The organism is Halomicrobium sp. IBSBa (assembly GCF_017612575.1).
Classification (GTDB): Archaea; Halobacteriota; Halobacteria; order Halobacteriales; family Haloarculaceae; genus Halomicrobium.
In genome coordinates, this window is the sequence record NZ_JADPQC010000004.1 from 210657 (window position 1) to 232814 (window position 22158).

General features: G+C 63.5%; 21 protein-coding genes, 1 pseudogene and 1 CRISPR repeat array. Of the genes and pseudogenes, 15 read left to right on the top strand and 7 right to left on the bottom strand.

Features of this window, described 5'->3' with window-relative positions; translation table 11 throughout:
- The first annotated feature begins 25 nt into the window (after positions 1 to 25).
- The 3 genes from IL252_RS12495 (at position 26) to IL252_RS12505 (ending at position 3204) form a co-directional block, all read left to right on the top strand.
- Positions 26 to 1012, top strand: a complete 987-nt coding sequence (locus IL252_RS12495; RefSeq protein WP_208628254.1) for a carbohydrate ABC transporter permease — start codon at positions 26 to 28, stop codon at positions 1010 to 1012.
- Entirely contained in the window at positions 1009 to 1953 is a 945-nt protein-coding gene (locus IL252_RS12500; RefSeq protein WP_208628255.1) for a carbohydrate ABC transporter permease, read from the top strand. Before IL252_RS12495 ends, IL252_RS12500 begins: the two co-directional genes overlap by 4 nt.
- Before the next feature lie 102 nt (positions 1954 to 2055).
- Positions 2056 to 3204 carry an ABC transporter ATP-binding protein gene (locus IL252_RS12505; protein ID WP_208628256.1) on the top strand — a complete coding sequence of 383 codons (1149 nt, stop codon included), beginning with the start codon at positions 2056 to 2058 and terminating at the stop codon, positions 3202 to 3204.
- A gap of 9 nt (positions 3205 to 3213) precedes the next feature.
- On the opposite strand, the gene IL252_RS12510 is transcribed toward IL252_RS12505, so the two are convergent.
- A complete protein-coding gene (locus tag IL252_RS12510) occupies positions 3214 to 3774 on the bottom strand; it encodes a response regulator transcription factor (RefSeq protein WP_244257126.1) in 561 nt (186 codons plus the stop codon).
- Positions 3775 to 4089: 315 nt separating this feature from the next.
- On the opposite strand from IL252_RS12510, the gene IL252_RS12515 reads away from it, so the two are divergent.
- The 5 genes from IL252_RS12515 to IL252_RS12535 all read left to right on the top strand — a co-directional run bounded on the left by IL252_RS12515 (position 4090) and on the right by IL252_RS12535 (position 7912).
- The gene (locus IL252_RS12515) at positions 4090 to 4404 is read left to right on the top strand and encodes an MTH1187 family thiamine-binding protein (protein WP_170093850.1); all 315 of its coding nucleotides are present in this window, start codon (positions 4090 to 4092) and stop codon (positions 4402 to 4404) included.
- A gap of 28 nt (positions 4405 to 4432) precedes the next feature.
- Positions 4433 to 4639, top strand: coding sequence for a hypothetical protein (locus IL252_RS12520; protein WP_015762773.1), 207 nt, complete (start codon positions 4433 to 4435; stop codon positions 4637 to 4639).
- Positions 4640 to 4692: 53 nt separating this feature from the next.
- Positions 4693 to 5625 carry a methenyltetrahydromethanopterin cyclohydrolase gene (gene mch / locus IL252_RS12525; RefSeq protein ID WP_208628257.1) on the top strand — a complete coding sequence of 311 codons (933 nt, stop codon included), beginning with the start codon at positions 4693 to 4695 and terminating at the stop codon, positions 5623 to 5625.
- Positions 5626 to 5628: 3 nt separating this feature from the next.
- Complete coding sequence (locus IL252_RS12530; RefSeq protein WP_208628258.1) at positions 5629 to 6117, top strand: hypothetical protein; 489 nt, start codon at positions 5629 to 5631, stop codon at positions 6115 to 6117.
- Between the two features lie 589 nt (positions 6118 to 6706).
- A complete protein-coding gene (locus IL252_RS12535) occupies positions 6707 to 7912 on the top strand; it encodes an orc1/cdc6 family replication initiation protein (RefSeq protein WP_018259092.1) in 1206 nt (401 codons plus the stop codon).
- A 261-nt stretch (positions 7913 to 8173) separates the two neighbouring features.
- Here the strand turns inward: IL252_RS12535 and IL252_RS12540 are convergent, their stop codons facing one another.
- A complete protein-coding gene (locus IL252_RS12540; protein ID WP_208628259.1) occupies positions 8174 to 9835 on the bottom strand; it encodes a GTPBP1 family GTP-binding protein in 1662 nt (553 codons plus the stop codon).
- Positions 9836 to 10141: 306 nt separating this feature from the next.
- Here IL252_RS12540 and IL252_RS12545 point away from each other — a divergent pair, with 306 nt between their 5' ends.
- The 3 genes from IL252_RS12545 to arsB are packed head-to-tail and all read left to right on the top strand — an operon-like array spanning position 10142 to position 12110.
- Complete coding sequence (locus tag IL252_RS12545) at positions 10142 to 10537, top strand: metalloregulator ArsR/SmtB family transcription factor (RefSeq protein WP_208628260.1); 396 nt, start codon at positions 10142 to 10144, stop codon at positions 10535 to 10537.
- Positions 10537 to 10959, top strand: coding sequence for a low molecular weight phosphatase family protein (locus IL252_RS12550; protein WP_208628261.1), 423 nt, complete (start codon positions 10537 to 10539; stop codon positions 10957 to 10959). Before IL252_RS12545 ends, IL252_RS12550 begins: the two co-directional genes overlap by 1 nt.
- Positions 10956 to 12110, top strand: coding sequence for an ACR3 family arsenite efflux transporter (arsB, locus tag IL252_RS12555; RefSeq protein WP_279634286.1), 1155 nt, complete (start codon positions 10956 to 10958; stop codon positions 12108 to 12110). The genes IL252_RS12550 and arsB overlap by 4 nt, the downstream gene beginning before the upstream one ends.
- A 100-nt stretch (positions 12111 to 12210) precedes the next feature.
- On the opposite strand, the gene IL252_RS12560 is transcribed toward arsB, so the two are convergent.
- The 4 genes from IL252_RS12560 to IL252_RS12575 are packed head-to-tail and all read right to left on the bottom strand — an operon-like array spanning position 12211 to position 15800.
- Positions 12211 to 12888 carry a phosphoglycolate phosphatase gene (locus tag IL252_RS12560; RefSeq protein WP_208628262.1) on the bottom strand — a complete coding sequence of 226 codons (678 nt, stop codon included), beginning with the start codon at positions 12886 to 12888 and terminating at the stop codon, positions 12211 to 12213.
- 31 nt (positions 12889 to 12919) lie between these two features.
- Positions 12920 to 13699 (bottom strand): hypothetical protein, encoded by a 780-nt coding sequence (locus tag IL252_RS12565; protein ID WP_208628263.1) that lies wholly within the window; start codon positions 13697 to 13699, stop codon positions 12920 to 12922.
- Positions 13700 to 13701: 2 nt separating this feature from the next.
- Complete coding sequence (locus IL252_RS12570; RefSeq protein WP_208628264.1) at positions 13702 to 15201, bottom strand: MATE family efflux transporter; 1500 nt, start codon at positions 15199 to 15201, stop codon at positions 13702 to 13704.
- Positions 15201 to 15800: a TetR/AcrR family transcriptional regulator gene (locus IL252_RS12575; protein WP_208628265.1), complete on the bottom strand. Its 600-nt coding sequence runs from the start codon at positions 15798 to 15800 to the stop codon at positions 15201 to 15203. Before IL252_RS12575 ends, IL252_RS12570 begins: the two co-directional genes overlap by 1 nt.
- Positions 15801 to 15959: 159 nt before the next feature.
- On the opposite strand from IL252_RS12575, the gene IL252_RS12580 reads away from it, so the two are divergent.
- Positions 15960 to 16559, top strand: coding sequence for a TetR/AcrR family transcriptional regulator (locus tag IL252_RS12580; RefSeq protein ID WP_153552961.1), 600 nt, complete (start codon positions 15960 to 15962; stop codon positions 16557 to 16559).
- Between the two features lie 35 nt (positions 16560 to 16594).
- Here the strand turns inward: IL252_RS12580 and IL252_RS12585 are convergent, their stop codons facing one another.
- On the bottom strand, positions 16595 to 17158 hold the full coding sequence (locus IL252_RS12585) for a J domain-containing protein (protein ID WP_208628266.1): 564 nt from the start codon (positions 17156 to 17158) through the stop codon (positions 16595 to 16597).
- Between the two features lie 60 nt (positions 17159 to 17218).
- Between IL252_RS12585 and IL252_RS12590 the strand changes: the two genes are divergently transcribed.
- From IL252_RS12590 to IL252_RS12600, 3 genes and pseudogenes are all read left to right on the top strand, one after another.
- Entirely contained in the window at positions 17219 to 17422 is a 204-nt protein-coding gene (locus IL252_RS12590) for a hypothetical protein (protein WP_208628267.1), read from the top strand.
- Positions 17423 to 17776: 354 nt separating this feature from the next.
- Positions 17777 to 18134: a CRISPR direct-repeat array (repeat unit 30 nt; unit sequence GTTTCAGACGGACCCTTGGGCGGTTGAAGC).
- Positions 18135 to 18429: 295 nt separating this feature from the next.
- Positions 18430 to 19638 carry a PQQ-binding-like beta-propeller repeat protein gene (locus IL252_RS12595; RefSeq protein WP_208628268.1) on the top strand — a complete coding sequence of 403 codons (1209 nt, stop codon included), beginning with the start codon at positions 18430 to 18432 and terminating at the stop codon, positions 19636 to 19638.
- A gap of 1455 nt (positions 19639 to 21093) precedes the next feature.
- Positions 21094 to 21916 (top strand): annotated as a pseudogene (locus IL252_RS12600) (IS5 family transposase).
- Positions 21917 to 22158 lie beyond the last annotated feature (242 nt).

The window sequence follows — 22158 nt, forward strand, 5'->3', positions numbered from 1 at the left end:
GCGGTTTCGACAGGTGGTGAGAGACATGGCATTGCATAACGACGACACCGAGGAGAGTGGCAACGCAGTCACCGACGGCGGGGTCGTCGAAGAAAAACAGCAGACCGGATTCAGGCCGATCGCCAGGCTGAACGAGCGGTTCGGCAGCGACTTCGTCGAGTCCTCGCAGTTCTGGCTCCCACCGTTCCTGCTGGTGGGGCTGTTCGTCTACGGCGCGATCATCTGGAACGTCATGATCTCGCTGACGGACTTCCAGGGGTTCGGAACGCCGGACTACAGCGATCTGGACCTGGAGATGTACGCCCGCGCGCTGGCCGACAGCGGCTTCGTCGACGCCGCGGTCAACACGTTCGTGCTCCTGATCGGGTTCACGCTCGTGACACTGGCGATCGGGCTGGGGCTCGCGATCCTGATCGACCGGAACATCCGATTCGAGAACACCTTCCGGACGATCTACCTGCTCCCGATGAGCCTCTCGTTCGTGGTGACCGCCCAGTTCTGGGCGTGGATGTACAACTTCAACAACGGCGTCATCAACATCGTGCTCACGTCGATCGGCCTCGACCGAGTCGACTGGATCGGCAGCCCAAATATCGTTCTCTGGGCGGTCGTGTTCGCGCTGATGTGGCAGTTCGCGGGCTACGCGATGGTCGTCTACCTCGCCGGGTTGCGTGCGATTCCGGACGAGCACTACGAGGCGGCCAAGGTCGACGGCGCGTCGACGCTGCGGATGTACTGGCGCGTCATCATCCCACAGCTGAAGGGATCGACGATCAGCGCCTCGGTCGTCCTGATGGTGTTCGCGCTGAAGGCCTTCGACTTCCTGTATTCGCTGGTCGGCGGTTACCGACCACCGAACGGGGCCGACATCCTCGCGACCAAGATGGTCCGTGAGGCGTACGCGAACCTCAACTGGGCGTACTCGTCGGCGATCGCGATCATGCTGTTCCTGATGGCACTGAGCATCGTCGGCCCGTACCTCTACTACCAGTACAAGGAGGGACACCTATGAGCGACGAGACACGGACGGACGGTGGCGCTGTATCGGCGGCGGGATCGGACCAGCCAGCGGGGCTGCTCGCGGAGATCGACGCCTACCGCGTCGCGCTGTACCTCGGGCTGCTCGCGATCCTGGCGTTCTTCCTGATCCCGATCGAGTCGGGACTGGTCACCTCGTTCAAGACCAGCTCCGGCGTCAGCGGGACGCTCCCGTTCGCACCGCCGACGCCGGAGGTGTTCACGCTCGCGAAGTGGCAGGCCGCGTTCGACGCGCTCGCGCGCGGACTGATCAACAGCGCGCTGTACGCGGTGCCGGCGACAGTCATCTCGGCGCTGCTGGGGAGCTTCGCGGCCTACGGCATCACGCAGTCGAACTGGAAGCCCAAGTACAAGGCACCGATCCTCGCGCTGTTCGTCGCGGGGATCTTCATCCCCTACCAGGCCGTGCTCGTGCCGCTCTCGCAGTTCTGGTCGATGGTGCCACTGCAGGAGGCACTCGGCTTCGTGTGGGCACTCGGGATCAGCTCGGACTACACCGGTGTCGTCGAACTCATCGTCACACACGTCGCCTACGGGCTCCCGATCTGTACGGTGCTGTTCCGATCGTACTACAAGAACATGAGCGAGGAGATGATCGAAGCGGCACGGCTCGACGGCGCGTCGATCCGGCGCGTCTATCGCCGGATCGTCCTCCCGCTGTCGGGGCCGATGTTCGCCGTCGTTCTGATCTATCAGTTCACCCAGATCTGGAACGATCTGCTGTTCACGCTCGTGTTGGTCCAGACGGAATCCAGTACGGCCGCACCGATCGTGCTGATCCTCGCGGGCCTGGGACAGTCACTCGAAGGACAGGACTTCGCGCTTCGGATGGCGGGTGCGTTCATCGCCGCCCTGCCGACGCTCGCGGTGTACATCATGTTCGGCGAGGAGTTCGCCGAAGGGGTGGCGACATGACCCGACGCACCAGCCAGCAGGAACTCATGATTCGACATCAGTCACACAGTCGACGAGACGTATCGCACGAGAACTGTACCGTCGCTTCCGGAGGGCGATAGGATGGGGACGCTCGAACTCGACCGACTGACGAAGGTGTTCCAGGACGGTGACGAAGGCGAGATCGTCGCAGTCGACGACGTCGACATCCAGATGGACGACGGCGAGTTCATCGTCGTCGTCGGCCCCTCCGGCTGTGGCAAGTCGACGACCCTGCGGATGGTCGCCGGACTGGAGACGGTGACCAGCGGCAACATCCGCCTGGACGGACAGGTTGTCAACGACGTGAAGCCACAGAATCGCGACATCGCGATGGTGTTCCAGTCGTACGCGCTGTACCCCCACATGACTGTGGCGGAGAACATGGCGTTCGGCCTGGAAGAGTCGACGACGCTCCCGGACGACGAGATCGAAGAGCGGGTCCACGACGCCGCAGAGACGATGGGAATCGCGGAGCTGCTGGATCGCAAACCCTCGGAGCTCTCTGGTGGCCAGCAACAGCGCGTCGCGCTCGGTCGGGCGATCGTCCGAGACCCGGAGGTGTTCCTGATGGACGAGCCGCTGAGCAACCTCGACGCCAAGCTGCGCTCCCAGATGCGGACGGAGCTCCAGCGCTTGCAGTCCGAACTGGACGTGACGACGATGTACGTCACCCACGACCAGACCGAGGCGATGACGATGGGCGACCGTATCGCCATCCTCAACGACGGGAAGCTCCAGCAGGTGGCGACGCCACTGGAGTGTTACCACGAACCGGCAAACCAGTTCGTCGCCGGCTTCATCGGCGATCCGTCGATGAACTTCTTCGACATGGAGCGGGACGGCGACACGCTCGTCGGCTCGCGGTTCGAATATCCCCTCTCACAGTCGACGCTCGACGACGTAGGCGAGACCCGAAACGTCACGCTCGGTGTCCGCCCCGAGGACATCGAAGTGGGCACCGACGAATCGGGCAGTCACACCTACTCGGCGGTCGTCGAGGTCGTCGAGCCGATGGGCGACGAGAACACGGTGTATCTCCGGTTCGAGAGCGCACCAGAGGGCGAGACGTTCATCGCGACGATCGACGGCCTCCAGCAGGCCGCTGTCGGTGATCGTGTCACCGTCTCGATTCCCGAAGAGACGATCCACCTCTTCGACGGACGGTCGGGCGAAGCGGTCCACAACCGCCGACTCGACATGAACGACGAGATCTCCAGCCCGCCGACCTGATCGGCGCGATCACTGCGGGAGGGTCTCGTCGTCGATCTCCGACTCGATCGATTCGAGTTGGGCTTCGAGATCGGCAATCTCGGACTGGAGCGCAGTGAACTCCTCGCTGCGTTCGAGTTCTGTCCGAGACAGTTCGGCCGCGAGGACGCTTCGTTTGACGCGTTTCTCGCTCAGCGTCTGGTAGATTTCGTCGTACGCTTCGAGTTTCAACAGTCGGTCGATCACCGCCCGAAGGTCGGACGGCGTGACCGGTTTGACGACGTAGTCGTCGAACCCCATGTCGATGATGTCGAGCGACGGGTCGACGGCGGTCACCATGGCCGTTCGACAGTCGATGGGTGCCGACTGGATGTACCGCAGAACGTCGTCGCCGGACCGCTCGGGGAGCCGGCGATCGAGGAGAGCCACGTCGAGGTCGTCGCCGAGACCGTCCACGTGGTCCGTCGCGGTCGCCGCGGTCTCGGCTGCGTACACGTCGTACTCGTCTTCGAGCCCGTTGACGTACGCCTCCAGTAGCTCGCTCTCGTCTTCGAGGACGAGCACCGCAACGTCGTCTGAGACACTCCTCACGGGGCCGACTTTCGTGCCCAATAACGTATACTTATTGGAACGGTACGGGCCGTCGATACAGCAGCCACACGCCACTGACTGAGGTCGTATAGAGGCGAGAAAAACACGGAGACGGGCTGAGCCGGCGACGCTGACACGGAGACGGGCTGAGACGGCGACGGTGTCAGCGGGTGCTTTCCACGCTCCGAACGGTACCCCTCCTCCCGCGGTCGCGTGGTGGGCATGCCGCGGTCACGTGGTGATCTTTCCGCGGTCGCGAGGAGTGGTGCCACCGCGTGATCTAAGGGGCGGTGCGTCGAACCGTCAGCTACCAGCATGACCTGTATCGCGTTCCTCTCGGTCGCACCGGTCGTCGAAGAGAGCATGGCGTCGTACGTCGCCGACGCCGTCGCCGCGCTGGAGCCGTTCGACGTGTCCTACGAGACGACGCCGATGGGCACGATCATCGAAGCCCAGGACAGCAAGGAGTTGTTCGACGCGGCCCACGCCGCCCACGAGGCAGTCGAGGCCGATCGCGTCGAGACCTTCCTGAAGATCGACGACAAGCGGACCGTCGACCAGGCGGCCGCCGACAAGGTGACCGCAGTCGAGGAACACCTCGGGCGGGCGGCCCGGAGCGACCGCGACTGATTTCACACAGGCCGACACACGTGTGGGCATGCAATCGTGGCTGACCGTCGCGTTCGGGGCGTTTTGCGTGGTACTCGGCGTCGTCTGGGCGATCAAGCCGGTGGCGATGGGGAAGCTCCAGCAGCAGTACCTCTATCTGGGTGCCGGCGGCGACGAGGTCCAGATCAACGAGACGCTGGGACGCGTCGCCGGACTCGTCCTGGCCGCGGCGGGCGTCTACCTCGTCGTGACGTGAGCACACCGATCGAACACGAACAGTCTTAGGGCAGGGAGAGCCAAGCGGTGGGTATGGAGAGTCTCAATCGGATGGCGACGGAGCTCGTCGACGAGGCCATCGACTTCGCCGACGAACTGACGATCGCCGTCCACGCGCTGGAGGGCGACGCCGCGGTGCTCGATTTCGGTGTCGACGTTCCCGGTGCCGTCGAGGCGGGGCTGCTCGCGACCGAGATCCAGACGGCCGGACTGGCGACCGTCCAGACGAAGCTGTCGAGCGTCGCGGGCGCACCGCTGACCCACGTCGAACTGTCGACCGACCACCCCGCGCTGGGGCTGCTGTGCTCCCAGAAAGGCGGCTGGGAACTCAGCGTCGACGGCTTCGAGGGGCTGGGCAGCGGCCCCGCCCGCGCGCTGGTGGCCGAAGAAGAGATCTACAGCCGCGTGGGCTATCACGACGCCGCGGACTTCGCCGTGTTGACGATCGAAGCCGACGAGCTACCGGAGCAAGACGTTGCCAGCCACGTCGCCGAACGGACCGGCGTTCCCGAGACGGCCGTCTTCCTCCCGGTCTACGCGACGGCCAGCGTCACTGGCAGCGTCGTCGCCGCCGCACGGGCCGCCGAGCTGGCGGCGTTCCGGTTGTCCGAGCTGGGGTACGATCCCATCTCGATCCTCTCGGCGACCGGCTCCGCGCCGGTCGCACCCGTCGCCGATAGCGAGGCGGCCGCCATCGCCCGGACGACCGACGCGCTGGCCTACGGCGGACGGGTCCATCTCACCGTCGAAGAGGAGTTCGACCGCTTCGAGGAGGTCACCTCGATCGCGGGCGAGGAGTACGGGACGCCACTGGCAGAGACCTTCGACGACGCCGACTGGGACTTCAGCGAGCTGCCCGTCGAAGTGTTCGCGCCGGCCCAGGTAACCGTCGACGTGGTCGGGGGCGAGACCCACGTCTTCGGCGACACCCACGAGGACGTGCTGGCAGAGAGCTTCGGGCTCTGAACGATGCCCGAGGTTCGGTTCAAGGTCGTCCCGCCGGTCCGTGCCGTCGGCTTCCTCCGGGAGGCCGCCGGGACGCTCCCGCTGGTCCCCGGCAGCGTCGAGGACTGCTGTACGCGGGTGCGGGACGGAACTGCGGTCACGTCGCGAGACGAAGCGCGGGAGTACCTGACGTTCATGCAGGCGCTGGGCCTCGTCGCGGAGACCGACCGCGGATTCCACCGGGTGCGTGACGCGCCGAGCGACGAGGAACTGTCGACCGCCTTCCGGGAGCGGGTCTTCGGTGCCCGAGAGGTGCTGGAGTGTGTGGCGACAGAGCCACGGACGCCCGAAGCGGTCTTTACTGCCATCCGAGAGGAGATCCCCCGGTGGGAACGGAACCGCCACGAAGACTGGGAGGCCGAGTGGCACGAACGGATAGAGCGGCTGCTCGGCTGGGCAGAGACGTTCGGGCTGGTGTCTGCAGAAGACGGGCAGTACCGGGCAGCGCACTGATCGGCGTGGGGGCTGGTGGAGAGTCGATCCGTCTCGCTCGCTCTCAGTCACGTCGTGTGAGTCGTTGCCGGGAAGCACACGAAATGCACTCTCTCCACACGGCAGGCCGGCGCGGTCGTGTGGAAAGCACTCGAAATCCACTCTGGGGAGCAATCGAGACGGCGAACGGGCGGGTCACGAGAGAGTGAGAGGGGATTTCGAGTGCTTTCGGTTGCGAATGAGGGGTGGGGGGGCAGCGGAGCAGCGAGTGGGGTGTGTGAGGATAGCGCAGCAGCGACCGGGAAAGTGTGAGGACAGCGTCGACAGATCGTGGTCGTCGGCAGGTGTGGTCGACAGTTCTGGCCGTCGACGACTCCGTGCCCGTCGTGCCGAGAGCCAGTCGACCACAGTGTGAGAGTAGCTTTCGAGTGCTTTCACGTGAGAACGGGGCGACGAAAAAGCGAGAGAAGGACGTGTGAGGACTTCGCACAGGAAAAGACGACATCGGAAACGAAAGTCGTCACCACGGTGGCATCACCTGAAGCACGAGAAACAAGAGAAACACGTGAAGTAAGGTTTATGTGGTGGCCACGGTTTGACCGAACTAACGATGGGTGGTCCCTTCGACGCGATTACGGACACTATCTTCGCAGACAAAAGTGTCCTGACCGAGGACTACCAGCCCGACGAGATCCTCGAACGCGACGAAGAAATCGAGGAGTACCGCAACGCGCTCAAGGACGTGCTGTTCGGCCGGAGTCCCCAGAACATCTTCCTCTACGGGAAAGCCGGCCTCGGGAAGACCGCGGTGACGAACTACATGATGGACGCGCTGACCGAGGAGATCCAGCAGCGTCCGGAGGCCGACGCGCTCCACGTCCACGAGCAGAACTGCAACGGCAAGACGGTATTCATGGTCGTGCGCGCACTCGTCAACGACCTCCGCGGGCCAGACGGCGAGACGTTCCCCAAGCGCGGGCTCGGGACCGGCGACGCCTTCGGAGCGCTGTACGAGGAACTGGACACGACCGGTGGGACCCATCTGGTCGTCTTCGACGAGATCGACCACCTCGACGACGTGGACACGCTGCTGTACGAGCTCCCGCGAGCGCGTTCGATCGGCCACATCACCGACTCCCGCGTTGGCGTCATCGGCATCTCGAACAACTACACCTTCCGCCAGCAGCTCTCGGCGAAGGTCAAAGACACGCTGATGGAGACAGAGATCTCTTTCTCGCCGTACTCGGCCGACGAACTCCGCGCGATCCTCGAAGAGCGCGCCGAGAACGCGCTGAAAGACGACGGCTACGACTCGTCGGCGATCGCGATGGCCGCCGCGCTGGCCGCTCGCGACATGGGGAACGCCCGGCAGGCGATCGACCTGCTACGCGTCGGAGCGGAGGTCGCCGAGAATCAGGGCGAGTTTCGGGTGACCGACGAACACATCGAACGTGCCCGCGAACGTGTCCAGCGCGGGCGTCTCAGCGACAAGATCCGCGACCAGACGACCCACGCACAACTGGTGCTGGAGACGCTGGCCCATCTCGAAGACGACGGCGAGACGCCCGCCCGTGCGAAGGAGATCTACGAACTCTACCAGAACGTCGCCGAATCGTGGGCGAACGAACCGCTGACGACCGTCCGGAGCGTCCACAGCCACCTCTCGGACCTGCGGATGCTCGGCTTCCTCAAGCGCTACGAACGCAACGAGGGCCTCAGCGGCGGCCAGTACTACGAGTTCGAACTCGACGATCTCGATCCGGAACTGGTCTTCGACACCCGCGAGGACATCGAAGACGTGGCTGGCGAGTCCTGACAGCGAGCCCGCCCCCACGGTGCCCCCATCTACACAGTGAAAAGCACTCGAAACCTCCTCTCTCCCTATCCCTCCACCTAACCCTACCACTCCACTTCAACACTCCATCACTCCACCCCATCCTACCACCATCACTCCATCACACCCCTCCTTACCACTCTACCCAACCCTCTCACTCCACCCCCACCACCCCCACGCCGAAAGCACTCGAAACTTCCTCTCACTCTCCACCTCACCTCACGCCACAATCCGACGCTGCTGTCAGTCGCCCGTCTCGACGCTGGTGATCGTCCCGACACCTTTCGATCGGCCTTCGCGGAAGACGAACCGCTGGCCTTCCTCGACGAGGTACGAGCGGAACTTGAAGCGGACCGTGGCCTCGCCGCTGTCGCCGGGCAACAGCTGGCCGTCGGTCGGGAAGAACTGGGCGGCCTCGCTGATCGTCTCGACGTGGACGACCGGCTCGTAGCCGTCGCCGATCCGCGTCGGGTGGTTGAGCACCATCACCTCCGCCTCGAACTCTCTGACCGGGTCCGGATCGGCGTCGCGGGGCAGCAACACCATCCCGCGTTCGAGGGCGGGCTCCGTGACGCCCTTGAGTGCGATGCCGACGATGCGGCCGGCTTTGGCCTCGTCGACGCGGTGGTAGTGCATCTCGATCGATCGGACTTCGACCTCGCGGAAGGTGCCGTCGGGCATCGGTCCCAGCAGCAACTCGTCGCCGGCCTCGACCGTTCCCGACTTGATCGTCCCGGAGGCGACCGCGCCGACGCCTTGGACGTTGTAGCTGCGATCGACGTACATCCGGAACGCGCCGCTCTCGCCGGCAGTCTTGGGGAGGCGTTCGAACATCGCGTCGAGCTGGTCGATCCCGTCCATCGTGACGGCGCTCGTCGTCACGACGGGAACGACGGTCTCGGAGATCTCTTCGATCGCGGCGTCGACGCCGTGGCGCTCGACGCGCAACGGGGTCTTGTCCACGTCTCGCAGCGCCCGTTCGACCTCCCGCTCGACCTCGGCGACGCGCTCGTCGCTGACGAGGTCTGCCTTCGTGATGGCGACGATCGTCGGCAGTTCCGTCGCGAGCAGGATGCCCAGGTGCTCTCTGGTCGTCTTCGTCGGTCCGTCGTCGGCCGCTACGGTCAGCAGGCCGTAGTCGAGCTTCTGTCCGACGAGTCCCCGAATCGTCGTCCGAAGCCACGGCTCGTGGCCGACGGTGTCGACGAAGCTGACGAGGCGGTCGGACTCCTCGACGACGCGTGCTCGATCGTCCTTGCGGTCGGGGTTGTCCATGCGGACCGGCTCGTCGTCCTCGAAGCCGTAGACGCCGTAGGAGAGGTCGGCCGACAGGCCGCGCTCGACCTCGTGTGGTTGCACGTCCAGATACGATCGGGTGCTGCCCTCACCGTCGTCGGCGCTCCCGGTGACGAGCGTGCCCACCAGCGTCGACTTCCCGTGGTCGACGTGGCCCGCGGTGCCGACGACGATGTGGTCGTCGTCTTCCAGCACCGCTCCCTCACGGATCGTCGCGACGCCGACGATGCCCTCTGGCGCGGTGTCCGTGTCGGCCGTCGCCGGGGGACCGTCTGGGTCGGTCGTCTGCGATGCGCTGTCGACCCCCCAGGTCTGGACGGCCTCGATGTGTGCGCCGGCCTCGTCGGCCAGCAGCGAGAGCACGTCCATCGACTCGGAGAACGCCTCCGGGGCGATCCCGGCGAGCCCGCCGTCGTCCGTGACGCCGACGACGTAGGTCGCCTCCCCGTCACCGGAGAGGACGCGGTGGCGCAACTGTGCAGCGAGGCTCTCCAGTCGACCCTCGGCGAGGTGGAGGTCTTCGGTGAGCCGCTCTTTGAACTCGACGCTGCCGCCCTCCTGTTCGCCGCGCTCGATCGCACGGCGGAGCACGGCCTGGTCGGGGCTCATGCGACGGGGTAACGGACCACAGAATAAAAACCTTCCCCGGGTACGAGGACGTATCCCACCTGAGCGGTCAATAGCGGTCCGGAGGCGACAGTCTGGTGCTCGCCAGCAGTGGACGGAAAGTGGCAACGAGTCGGCACCCACTGGCCGACCGACACACCCCCCAGCGAATCGGCACAGTCCACGTGTCGATATCCGAACAGTCCGGCGAACAATTTCAGCCCAGCAAATAGGTCCGGCCCGGCGAACGGGTCCAGCGAGCGGATCCACCAACGTTATATGAACGATTGTGCAATCGATCAAGTACCGATGGCCGAACAATCTGAGCGACTGGAGCGCCTCCTCACGCGGGAACTCGGCGAGTGCTGTGCCGGCGACGTCGAGGACCGCGTCGAATCGATCGAATCGCACGCAGCGACGATCCCGTCGGATCCCGAGGCCGATCTGACGGCGCTGGCGACGTTGAGCAACGACACTCGCTACAGGATCGCGCGGCTCCTGTCGGCCGCCGAGGACGAGCTCTGCGTCTGTGAGATCAGTCCGGTCGTCGACGTCAGCGAGAGCGCGATCAGTCACGCGCTGTCGGACCTCCGGGAGGCGGGGCTCGTCACCCGACGCAAGGACGGGACCTGGCGCTACTACGAGGCGACGGCGCGGACGACGGCACTCCTGTCGGCGCTGGACGAGACGCGAGGTGAGGCCTGATGGCCGACGTTCGCCTCGCGTTCGTCTGTGTCCAGAACGCCGGTCGCTCGCAGATGTCGACGGCGTTCGCCGAGCGCGAGCGCGACCGCCGGGACCTCGGTGAGGTCGTCGAGATCCGCACCGGCGGAACTCGTCCGGCCGACCACGTCCACGGGGAAGTGATCGACGTGATGGCGGAGGTCGGCATCGACGTCTCGGATCGGACACCGCGCGAGATCTCGACCGCCGAACTGGACGCCTGCGATCACGTCGCGACGATGGGCTGTTCGACGCTCGATCTCGACGCCACGGTCGACGTGCGCGACTGGGCGCTGGACGATCCGGACGGTCGAGACCTCGATGCCGTCCGTGCGATCCGCGACGAGATCGAGGACCGCGTCGTTGCCCTGTTCGACGAGGTCGAGGAGGCACTCGATCGATGAGCGCCGCCGAACACGATCACGGGCCCGACTGTGACTGTGAGAGCTGTGGGGACCCACGGTCGATGGACGTGCTCGACAAGTACCTCACCGTCTGGATCTTCGGCGCGATGGCGATCGGCGTCGGCCTCGGATACGTCGCTCCGTCGGTGACCCGGCCGATCCAGAACCTCCACCTCGTGGAGATTGGCCTGGTCCTGATGATGTACCCGCCGCTGGCCAAGGCCGACTACTCGCAGCTCCGGACCGTCTTCAGCAACTGGCGCGTCCTCGGGCTGAGCCTCGTCCAGAACTGGCTGATCGGCCCGACGCTGATGTTCGGACTCGCCGTGATCTTTTTCAGCGGTCTCGTCCCCGGATTGCCCGCCCGCCCCGAGTACTTCCTGGGGCTCGTGTTCATCGGGATGGCTCGCTGTATCGCGATGGTACTGGTGTGGAACGAACTCGCGGAGGGATCGACCGAGTACGTCACCGGGCTCGTCGCCTTCAACAGCCTCTTCCAGATCGTCACCTACGGCGTCTACGTCTGGTTTTTCGCTCTCTTCCTCCCGCCGCTGCTGGGGATGGAGTCGCTGGTCGCCGGCATCGCGACCTTCGACATCACGCCGATGCAGGTGTTCGAGGCGATCGTCGTCTTCCTCGGGATCCCCTTCGCGGCCGGATTCTTGAGCCGCTACGTCGGGACCCGCGTCAAGAGTGTCGACTGGTACGAGGACACCTTCGTCCCGAAGATCGACCCGCTGACACTGGTCGCGCTCCTCTTTACCGTCGTCGTGATGTTCGCCACGCAGGGCGGTGCCATCGTCGCGTCGCCGGGCGACGTGTTGCTGATCGCCGTCCCGCTGACGATCTACTTCGTCGTGATGTTCTTCGTGAGCTTCGGCATGGGACGGGGCATCGGCGCGGACTACTCGACGACGACCGCGATCGGCTTCACCGCCGCGTCGAACAACTTCGAACTCGCGATCGCGGTCGCAGTCGCGGTCTTCGGCGTCGGTTCGGGCGTGGCCTTCGCGACCGTCGTCGGCCCGCTCATCGAGGTGCCGGTTCTGCTCGCGCTGGTCAACGTCGCGCTGTACTTCCAGCGAACGTTCGACTGGGGTGGCTTCGATACGGGGACGCTCGACGGAGCGGCCCCGGCCGACGACGACTGAGACCGTCGGTCGTCGGCGTGTCACTCTCGGCGTCCGAGGTGGCAAACGGCTTCACGGGGTCACAGCCGCCGGGCCGACGGCTGGCAGGTCTGCGATCCGCTCACCGATACGGCTCGACCGCTTCGAGGAACCCCGCGGCGTACTGGGCGTCGGTTCGGCGGTCGGCCGCCGCGGCCGCGTGTTCGTCCGCGTTGGCGACGGCGACGCTCTCGCCGGCCAGTTCGAACGTCGCCACGTCGTTGATCGAGTCGCCGACCGCGAGAAAGTCCTCGGGTTCGTGCCCGAGTTCCTCGGCGACCGCCCGCAGGCCCGTTCCCTTGTCGACACCCGGCGACTTGACGTGGTAGGCGTAGCCCGTGTCGATGACGGTCAGACCGTGTGTCTCGGCCAGTTCGTCGAGCGGTGCCCGGGGCTGGTCCAGCGAGACGGCGATCTCCGTCTCGCGCCAGCGGTTCGCCAGGTCCACGTCCCCCCAGCCCAGCGTGTGTCCCCGCTCGCGATACGCCGCGACGAAGGCGTCGACGGCTTCTGGATCACCGCCGAAGACCAGTTCGTCGCTCTCGCCGACGAAGACGACGCCGCCGTTCTCCGCGATCACGCACGGCTCGATGCCGACGAACTGACAGAGCGCGACCGGGAACGGGAACGCCTTGCCCGTGGCCACGACCACCGGAGCCGGCCACTCCGCGAGGACCGTCATCGCACGGGGCGCGACTGCCTGATCCGGTCCGGTCAGCGTTCCGTCGACGTCGACGACCAGCGGCGGTGTCTCCTGCATACGATCGTTCGGTCGGCGATCGATATGTCCGTTACGGACGGGTGCCTGTGGGGCCGTCCTCGATCGCCTCGAACGACGGGCGCAGGCGCGCCGTCTCCGCGAGGGGCGCGAGCGCTCGACACTGCCTGTCGGCCAGCGCCAGCCGCTCCTCCGCGTACCGGGCGAGCCCGTGGTGGTCGACGTGCCACGCGAGCCCGCAGTCGGCGTCGAGAGCGAGCGTCCACCTGGCTGCTCGTCCGGCCGCGAGGTTCCGACCGAGCGCTTCGAGACGGTCCCGAGACCGGTCGTCGATCCCGCCGATCGTCGCACCGACCGCGGCGGCACTGCCTCCGAGTGCCCCGGCCGTGTCCTCGATCACCGAGCGCGCGGACTGGGCGGTCGCGTCGTCGGCGAACGTCTCGACGATGCGCTTGGATGCGTCGAGCATCGTCTCGACGCAGTCGCGACAACGACTGTCCTCGACGGCAAGCAGCTCCGAGTACGCCGCCGAGAAGAGGAAATCACCCGCCAGCAACGACGCCGTCCGTTCCCCCGCGCCGAGGTCGTCGTCCGAGAGATGGCCGAGGAGATTGCCCCGCCGGTGACAGTACTCTCGCAGCAACTCGACGGCCACTGCCCCCGAGAGCGCCGTCTCGGCCGTCGGTTCGTCGGCGACCGACGCGTACGACCCTACCAGCAGTTCGCCGTACCACCGGTCGTCGAGGATCGGAGACACTCGCGACGGGAGGTGATCGTCGTGCGCGTCCACGAGGTCGGCCAGGCGACGCTCGATCTCTGCCCCGTGGTCGGTTGGGACACGTCCTTCGGCCATGGTCAGTCGTCCGTCGTCACGGGCTCCATCCCCGCGTCGTCGAGATCGACGCCGTCTTCGGTGAGATCGTTGTCACGCCACGTCCCGCGGCGATACCACCCGTAGGCGATCAGCGCGCCAGCGACGTTCGAGATCGCGAAGGAGAGCCAGATCCCGGTCTCGCCGATCTCGCCGGCCGCGAACCACGCGATCGGGAACCGGATGACCCCGAGCATCAGCACGGAGATCGCGGCGGCGGTGAGCGTCTTGCCGGCCCCGCGGAAGCTCCCCGTGTACGCCCGCATGATCCCGATGAAGCCGAAGGTCAGCGCGACGTAGCGCAGGAACTGCGTCGCGACGTCGACGACCTCGGGATCGGTCGTGAACACGTCGGCGATGGGTGCGGCGACGAAGAAGACGAGGATCCCCGCAGCCGAGAGCACGCCGAAGAGGACCGTCGCGGCGAGCCCGGTCGCTCGCTGGGCGCGGTCGGGTTTGTCCGCGCCCATGTTCTGGCCGGTCATCGTCTCGACGCCGCGGGCGACGGCGATCGCCGGCAGGAAGATCACCGAGAACACGCGCGTCCCGATGCCGTAGGCGGCGACGACGGCGTCGGGGAAGAACGCGACGATGAACAGCAGGAGGTTCATCGACAGCGCCCGCCCCATCCCCTCGACCGACGCTGGCAGCCCGATCCGGACGAGCCGCGGGAGGTAGTCGCGGTCGGGCACCATGTCGCCGAGGTGGATCTGGACGCCGCGGGTCCCCCTGAACATGATCGCGAGACCGACGACGAGTGCGACCGCCCGCGAGAAGATCGTCGCGATAGCCGCGCCGGTGATACCGGAGCCCGTGTAGCCCGTCGCCGCCAGCAGCGTCGCTTCGAGCCCCCCCAGATCGAGCATCGCGAACAGCGGGTTGCTCTCGAAGCCGAAGATCAGGAACGGGTCGATGACGATGTTGAGCACCACCGAACCGAACATCACCACCATCGGGGTGATGGTGTCGCCGTAGCCCCGCATGAGCGCGATGAACACGGCGAAGCCGAACATGAAGAGCAGCCCCAGCGAGATCACTTCCATGTAGCTCGTCGCCAGGGGTAACACGTCCTGGGACGCGCCCATCACCCCGAGGAACGTCTCGACGGCGAAGAAGCCGACGACGCCGAGCACGATCGACGCGATAGCCGCGAAGGTCACCGTCTGAGACGCCGCGTACTCCGCCTCTCGCTCCTCGTCGGCACCCGTGTACTGTGCGACGAGCACGCTCCCGGCGACGGAGATGCCCATACCCAGCGAGATGAGCAGGAACACCATCGGGAACGCGAAGGAGATCGCGGCCAGTGCGTCCGTGCTGTACTGGCCGAGCCAGAAGGTGTCCGCGAGGTTGTAGGCCGTCTGGAAGAGGTTCGTGATCACGATCGGCATCGACAGGAAAAAGAGCGGTTTGCCGATGCTCCCAGAGGTGAGGTCGAACTCTTCGGGACCTTTGAACATCGAGCGAATCTGGTCGAGGAGTCCCATCAGTCCGCACCTCCCGTCGGCCCCTCAGCCAGCAGGTGCCGCTCGGTGTACTGTGTCACCGTCGCGTAGAGGCGGTCGGACGGCGTGCCGGTCGCGATCTCTCGCGTATGTGCCCCGGTGATCGTCGCAGTCAGAAACTCCGCAGCGGCGGCCGGATCGACGCGCTCGTCGAACGCGCCCGTCTCGATGCCGGCTTCCAGGATCTCCTGGAACCGCTCGAACAGGAGTGTGTCGAACTCTGCGAGGCGCTCGCGGATGGCATCGTCGTAGGGTGCCTGTGCCATCACTTCGAGCATCGCCGTGCGAAACGCCTGCTGTTGGCCGTCCGGATCCGCGCGACACGACACCTCGAACAGCGCGTCGAGCCGTTCCCGCGGCGAGTCCCCGCCTGCGTCGGCCAGCCGCTCGGTGTATCGGTCGTACAGATAATCGAGGAAGGCGACGAACAGCTGGTCTTTGTCGTCGTAGTGGTAGTGAATAGAGGCGGTGCTCCTGTCGGCCTCGGCGGCGATGTCCTGCACGGTGAGATTCGCGTAGCCGTGCTCACAGAGCGCACGATACGTCGCGTGTAGAATCTCGGTAGCTGGTTCGTCCTCCATATCGGTCGATATTCTACTTACTGACTGTTTAGTCAAAAGGCTTTGGAAGCGGACAGCGACCACAGCTACGGCGACACGACGAGCACGGCCGCCCGAAGACTGACCGGTGACTGTTCGGCGGTCAAAAGCGTTATGCGGGACTGGCTATACGTTATAGCAATGGCCGAACCGCCGGACCGATCACTCTCGGAGTCGGACGAAGCGATTATGCGTGCGACCTATCGCGCGCTCCGAGACCACGGCTACGCCGACCTGACGATCAAGCGCATCGCGGAGGAGTACGGCAAGACGACCGCCGCCGTACACTACCACTACGAGACGAAAGAGGACCTCCTCGCGGCGTTTCTGGACTACATCCTCGATCAGTTCGCGGCGGCGGTCCACGACGTGGAGACGACCGACCCCGAACAGCGGCTCGACTTACTGATCGATAAGTTGATCGCCGACGCGGAGGACCACCAGGATCTGCTGATCGCGATGCTGGAGATGCGCAGCCAGGCACCCTACAACGAGACATTCGGCGAGCGGTTCCAGCAAAACGACGAGTACGTCCGCTACATGCTCCGGACGGTGATCGACCACGGCGTCAGGGAAGGGGTCTTCTCGCCGGTCGACTCCGAGCACGTCGCACGCGCGCTCATGATGATCGTCGACGGCGCTCGCACCCGTGCAGTCGTCCTCGACGAAGCGGACACCCTGGCGACCGCACGCCAGACGGCAGCCGAGTACGTCGACGCCGTGTTGCTCGACGACGACTGAGGGCCGGACTGGCATCGACTCCTGCTCCGAGGCGGTCAGTCGTTCAGCCGCTCGTAGGCCTCTTTGACGCGTTTGAACGACTGCTCGTCGCCGCTGTCGGTGTCGGGATGGACCTCTTTGACTTTCTGACGGTACGCGGCCTTGACCGAGGACTGATCGGCACCCGGATCGAGGCCGAGCCGGCTGTAGGCCTCCGTCGCGCTGATCTCGTTGCTCGCCGACGGCGCGCGGGTCCGTCGCTCGCGTCGCTTGCGTCGCTGGCCCCGCTGTCGCCGCGAACCGCCAGTCTGTCGAGCACGTGCGCCTCCGCCTGCCTGGCGGGCGCTCGCACCGTCGCGCGGCGGTTCCCACTCCTTGCGCGGGCCAGCGCCGGTCCGTCGCTGGCGACCGCCGTCGACCCTGGCCTGCTGTTCGACCCGCCGGTAGACCCGATCGGCCATCCGCCCGCTGGCGTGGTAGTAGACGAAGTACGTCGCCACGCCGAACGTCGCCGCGAGAACGAGGACGGCGGGGCTCTCGACCAAGCCCACCACCGTCAGGACGACGGTCAGTCCACCGAGCACGACTGCCAGCCCCGTAGTGAGACGGTCGTACTGCACAGTCGGGGTTCGGGACCCACGACCGTAAGCCTCTCGCCGCTGGGCGTGTGACTGTGTAGCATGAGCGTCACCGGACTCTGTGAGATCTGTGAGAGCGCGACCAGCGAGGACGCCTGTGACCTGTGTGGGAGACAGGTCTGTGAGAACCACTACGCCGAGAGCGACGGCATCTGTACCGCCTGTCTGGGCGACGCCGGGAGTCGACAGGACCGGCAGCCGGCGTCGGAGGACCTACCGGACGGCGTCGACACCTACGAGTTCTGAGACGGATCGTTGTGGACTGTTGATGCCGAACAATTCGATACAGGTTTGCACTTTCCGGATGTCACGCTCTGTTCCGCCGGGTTGCAGAGTCTCTCCGTCACCCACAGGGTAGTCGATCCGGTCAAGACGGGGTTTATGAGACTCGATAAGTGCGAATGTACACCCACGGAGAGCGTGGCTGGAAGATCGATTCCCACGTCGACGGGCCGCTCGTCGACGCCGTCGCAAGCGATTTGGCCACGTCGCCGGCCCGTTCCATCGACCCCCCAGGGGTTCAGGGGTTATTGCGGGTCGACGGAAATAGTGAAGTAAGTTCCGGCGTGATAGCCGCTATGGCCTCCAAATCGGCCATGGGTTTCAGACGGACCCTTGGGCGGTTGAAGCGGTCGACGAGAGGTTGTCCCGCCAGCCCTGGCCGGGTTTCAGACGGACCCTTGGGCGGTTGAAGCCCCCACGAGAAGGCTGACAGCGTAGAGGAGATAATGTTTCAGACGGACCCTTGGGCGGTTGAAGCACGATCCCAGCGGCAGAGATTTCGGCGGACCTGTAGTTTCAGACGGACCCTTGGGCGGTTGAAGCCCGCCCCTCGACGACGCCCTCGGCGGCATCGGTGACGGTTTCAGACGGACCCTTGGGCGGTTGAAGCCTGACGAGTGTCTCGGCGGTCGCCGGGATCTCCTGGGTTTCAGACGGATACTGGAGTGGCCGAATCGATTCGAGACCCGGTGCCGTCGTCGCCGTCGACAATCTCGAACAAGCACTCAAGGAGTGATGCTACGCTGTCTGTGGATTCAACAAAGCATCTCTTAGCTAAAGACGGATGCTCTTTGGATTACTACTGGTCCAGTCGGAAGAGCGCGGCTCATCACTCGGTAGCTACCCTGTATCAAAGTCGACTTATCGAACGGCACCGGCATTGGTGATCCCTTCACATGGAGTTAGCTTATCTGAACGCTTCTGCTGTAGGATAGAAACAGTGATGCAGTTCGGTCAGAAAGACTATACACATGAAAAGAAGGACATTTATCTCGGCATCTATCGCCAGTTTAGCCGGTTGTACGACACCACAACTTAGAAGCGAGTCTCGATCAAAGCCCGCGAACTCCAGTAGTAAGACGATTGATGAAGCGACGCCGATCGGTTCGATATCCGGAACATGGCCGACGACACACCGGACCAACGCTCGAACTGCTAACACCCCTGAATCACCGGATTTGCAACTGAGCTGGGCCACGGCAGTAAGCGGATCAGTAACACAACCTCCATCTCAACCACTCCTACGAAAAGGCATCCTCATTCAAACCCAAGCCCGGACGCTCTATGGTTTGGACCCAAAGACGGGGGAACAACTCTGGAAAACCAATGTTCCAGAAAGCACGCGGATTCAAACCCCCCCTACAACGGGCGAATCGACTGTATACGTAACACTTGATGATAGTGTTGCGGCCTACGACCTCCACACAGGGGAGGAAAATCGAAAGTATACCATCCCTGATAACAGTACCCCTGTAACTGCGGTTCTTGAAGCTGCAGACGACCTCTTTGTTGGCATCAATCAAGACGGAGAAGGGGCGCTCGCACGGCTCACTGAAAACTCAGGGACACGCGTCTTCAAAACTGCGGGTATCCCTCGTAACCTGGCATCCAACCGCAACTTGATCGTCGTGCGTACCACAAGTGCGATTCAGGCGTTCTCGAAGGCTCAAGGTGAGCTTGTGTGGATCTACCATGGCGTCAACGGATCGCATCCGGGTGATGTCCCGCTTATTACCAACAGGTTTGTTGTGTCTGGTAATGGTGGCGGGTCAGTCATCGTTCTTAATTTGTCATCTGGACAGGTGGCCTGGCAGGCGGAAATTCAAGGAATGCATGCGTTCTCCCCCACGAAGTCTGACAGCCGAGTATTCGTTTCTGATTCTGATGGGTACCTTCAGGTGTACTCGATCGAGACAGGGAATACAGCATACAAGGTCAAGATACCTGCTGAAGCAGATATTCCAGGTATTTCTGCGGGAAATATGGACCGCTCGGCTACCCTTGCAGGCGACAGCGTTTTGATACCCAGTTCAGATGGACGGCTTGTGACAGTAAAGGCTGCGAATGGTAGAGTAAAGTCGTCGCAAAGATTTCGGTGGCGTGTCGCAAGCCCACCGGCCATTGTCGATGGTGTAGCATTCGTGAGTGCACCACCGAGAGTGTACGCATTCTCCGCGTAGCAGGGACGAACGGGAATTCAGGATTTTATAGCCAGGATTTTGTATATTATCTTTCTTCTACCCATTCTATATCTGACGATTTATTTTAAGTCTATTTAAATAGTTATACTTATTCACCAATGGATAATTATTTATACTTCTAACTGATTGTTATTAGTGAGTCATAGAAGACTCTAATTGGAAACCCCGCCGTCGAACATTCCTCAGAACCACCGCGGCCGCCGCAGGTGGCTTTGTAGCAACAACCGGCTTGGCTACTGCTTCCTCAACTGACGAGGTAAGTGGCCTTATCAAACGAAGTCGAGACAACCCTATCACCCAAGGGGACATTCAGGAGTTGCATAGAGAAGTGGAGCAGGACTACAATGAAAAGTTCGGCTCTGAAACATCTCTCACCCTTCAACCAACCGAGTCGGAGAATCAGACCCTCGTCTCGTACGCGATTACTGTCGACCAAAGCGGGGTCGCCAAACGGTATCGCGGCACTGTCTCCTCCACTCGCTCTCGCTCAAGAAACTCAACAACTACTACGACAATCGAGAATCAGTCGAAGACTGTCGACTCAGAAAGTGCCCAACGGCACACCTCTGCACAAAACTTCGTACAGAACGGGGGGCACATCCAATCCCCGAGTAGGATCACCACCGGCTCCAGCAATGGCGGCATCAGTGCCGAAGACGTAACCGATCAGGGCGATTTCAGCGAGTGGGGATCTTCAACGACAGAATTTGGGGACTGTGAAGGAGGCAAAGTCGTCATGACTTCTTCTGTGTACACACACTCGACAAACGACACCCTTTGGGGGCTAGGCACTACTACGCAGGTAATCCCCGGTAGGAATACGACCTGCGACTCCGCCGCGACGACCGACTACAGTATGGCTAGTCACCAGTGGGGTAAATCCCACGCCTCTGACCCTACGATTGTCAACCGAGCGCCAACTGGAACAGAAGATGGGACGTGATCAGTATCTGGCGGCATCAGTGTATCAGTAGGTACTGATACAAGCGGAAGCGGGTCTCTATCGGCGTCGTATTCACAACCCAACCTGTATTTCTCCTCAAGTGGAAGCACAGAGGCCACGGAACTCAATTGGAGTTATAACTCATCTTCCCATGATATCACCTGGCAAAAGGACTACCTCTCCCTTTGCGACCTGGGTGATGGCACCGACTACAGAGAAAGAATTACGGCCGACCACTACGAGGCCGGCTCCAACTTTGGGCCCGACGCATCCAATACGCAGTACTGGTATGCCGTTCCCAACGGAGAACTATAGGTTCTTTTCGCTTATTTGTTCTTTTTGTTGGTGACCAGCGATGGTCCGATCAAGAGCAGTACATTGAGTTGAGGAGCGTATTCGAAGTTCTTCGATCTGCTCTGTTGAATCCGATGATGGCGAGAGGATAGCGTCGCTCTGAAGGCGAGAGCGAAGCGGAGTGAGTGAATGTACCAATGCCACTCTTCCGCTTCGTTAAACAAGCCGCATCGCTGGCTCAAAAGCGCTGTGCCGCCAGCCCCACGGCGGTGGTGAGTGACCCGGCTGGCAACGGATTTGCGGATTGGAAGCACTTGACGCTGCATTTTTCTGGATTTACATGGGCGCGAGCTACCGCGAAATCGTCGATTGGGCGAACGAGATGGATCGCGTTCGTGGCCTGTTGCAGTTGGCTCGGACGGCATTCCGGCACCCTCGTCGCTGTGGCGGTCCTCCGAGCGGGTGCTAACCCATATCTGGCGGCAACTGCTCCGGCGGCCAGCGACCACCTGCGATCCCGGCGAGCATGGGGCGCTGGATGCCACGTTTTTCGACCGCGAAGCGGCATCCGGCCACTACGTCGACCGGTCGGATCGACACATACGGACGCTGAAAACGACGGCCTGGTCGATACAGAATCGTGTGCCGTCCTCGACCTCCACTGTTCGGCACACTGGCCCCACGATACACAGGTGGGCTGCGAGCAGCACTGTGCAACACCGACGAAATCGAGAGTCTCGCCGGTGACAAAGGCTACGACGATCAGTCACTGCGGGATGCACTCCGTGCCGAAGGTGTCCGGCCGGTCATCAGACACTGGCTGTTCGCGCACTACGATCACGCCCACAACGGACGGTTGGACAGCGATCTCTACGGGCAACGTTGGATGATCGAGGCGGCGTTTTCGGCAATCAAGCGCCGATTCGGGTCCGCTGTCGGGCCGAGCGCCTGGTACCGCGAATTCAGAAAACTGGTGCTGTCGTCGCCGTCGACAATCTCGAACAACCACTCAAGGAGTGATCGCTACGCCGTCTGTGGATTCAACAAGGCAGAATCGACCGCACGCTACCGGGAGACTCGCTCTGTCGTCTCCCGAGCCCGTCCGCACAGCGTTCGGCTGGACGCCGTGCGGTCGACCGGCCAAGCAGCGACAATATCCGTATGAGACGGAACGTCGTCGTTGCGGATCCGTGAGCGTTTGGAGGGCCACACGGGACGACAGCGGGGCGGTCGGTGCTGGCGGGACCGTGGTGGAGGGGGCG

Bases quoted from the DNA above. Each gene is read 5' to 3' on its own strand.
- IL252_RS12580 (WP_153552961.1), top strand. From the start codon at position 15,960: ATGGCCGAACCGCCGGACCGATCACTCTCGGAGTCGGACGAAGCGATT.
- IL252_RS12540 (WP_208628259.1), bottom strand. From the start codon at position 9,835: ATGAGCCCCGACCAGGCCGTGCTCCGCCGTGCGATCGAGCGCGGCGAA.
- IL252_RS12495 (WP_208628254.1), top strand. From the start codon at position 26: ATGGCATTGCATAACGACGACACCGAGGAGAGTGGCAACGCAGTCACC.
- IL252_RS12550 (WP_208628261.1), top strand. From the start codon at position 10,537: ATGGCCGACGTTCGCCTCGCGTTCGTCTGTGTCCAGAACGCCGGTCGC.
- IL252_RS12565 (WP_208628263.1), bottom strand. From the start codon at position 13,699: ATGGCCGAAGGACGTGTCCCAACCGACCACGGGGCAGAGATCGAGCGT.
- IL252_RS12505 (WP_208628256.1), top strand. From the start codon at position 2,056: ATGGGGACGCTCGAACTCGACCGACTGACGAAGGTGTTCCAGGACGGT.
- IL252_RS12545 (WP_208628260.1), top strand. From the start codon at position 10,142: ATGGCCGAACAATCTGAGCGACTGGAGCGCCTCCTCACGCGGGAACTC.
- IL252_RS12515 (WP_170093850.1), top strand. From the start codon at position 4,090: ATGACCTGTATCGCGTTCCTCTCGGTCGCACCGGTCGTCGAAGAGAGC.
- arsB (WP_279634286.1), top strand. From the start codon at position 10,956: ATGAGCGCCGCCGAACACGATCACGGGCCCGACTGTGACTGTGAGAGC.
- IL252_RS12570 (WP_208628264.1), bottom strand. From the start codon at position 15,201: ATGGGACTCCTCGACCAGATTCGCTCGATGTTCAAAGGTCCCGAAGAG.
- IL252_RS12520 (WP_015762773.1), top strand. From the start codon at position 4,433: ATGCAATCGTGGCTGACCGTCGCGTTCGGGGCGTTTTGCGTGGTACTC.
- IL252_RS12560 (WP_208628262.1), bottom strand. From the start codon at position 12,888: ATGCAGGAGACACCGCCGCTGGTCGTCGACGTCGACGGAACGCTGACC.
- mch (WP_208628257.1), top strand. From the start codon at position 4,693: ATGGAGAGTCTCAATCGGATGGCGACGGAGCTCGTCGACGAGGCCATC.
- IL252_RS12595 (WP_208628268.1), top strand. From the start codon at position 18,430: ATGAAAAGAAGGACATTTATCTCGGCATCTATCGCCAGTTTAGCCGGT.
- IL252_RS12500 (WP_208628255.1), top strand. From the start codon at position 1,009: ATGAGCGACGAGACACGGACGGACGGTGGCGCTGTATCGGCGGCGGGA.
- IL252_RS12535 (WP_018259092.1), top strand. From the start codon at position 6,707: ATGGGTGGTCCCTTCGACGCGATTACGGACACTATCTTCGCAGACAAA.
- IL252_RS12590 (WP_208628267.1), top strand. From the start codon at position 17,219: ATGAGCGTCACCGGACTCTGTGAGATCTGTGAGAGCGCGACCAGCGAG.
- IL252_RS12575 (WP_208628265.1), bottom strand. From the start codon at position 15,800: ATGGAGGACGAACCAGCTACCGAGATTCTACACGCGACGTATCGTGCG.
- IL252_RS12530 (WP_208628258.1), top strand. From the start codon at position 5,629: ATGCCCGAGGTTCGGTTCAAGGTCGTCCCGCCGGTCCGTGCCGTCGGC.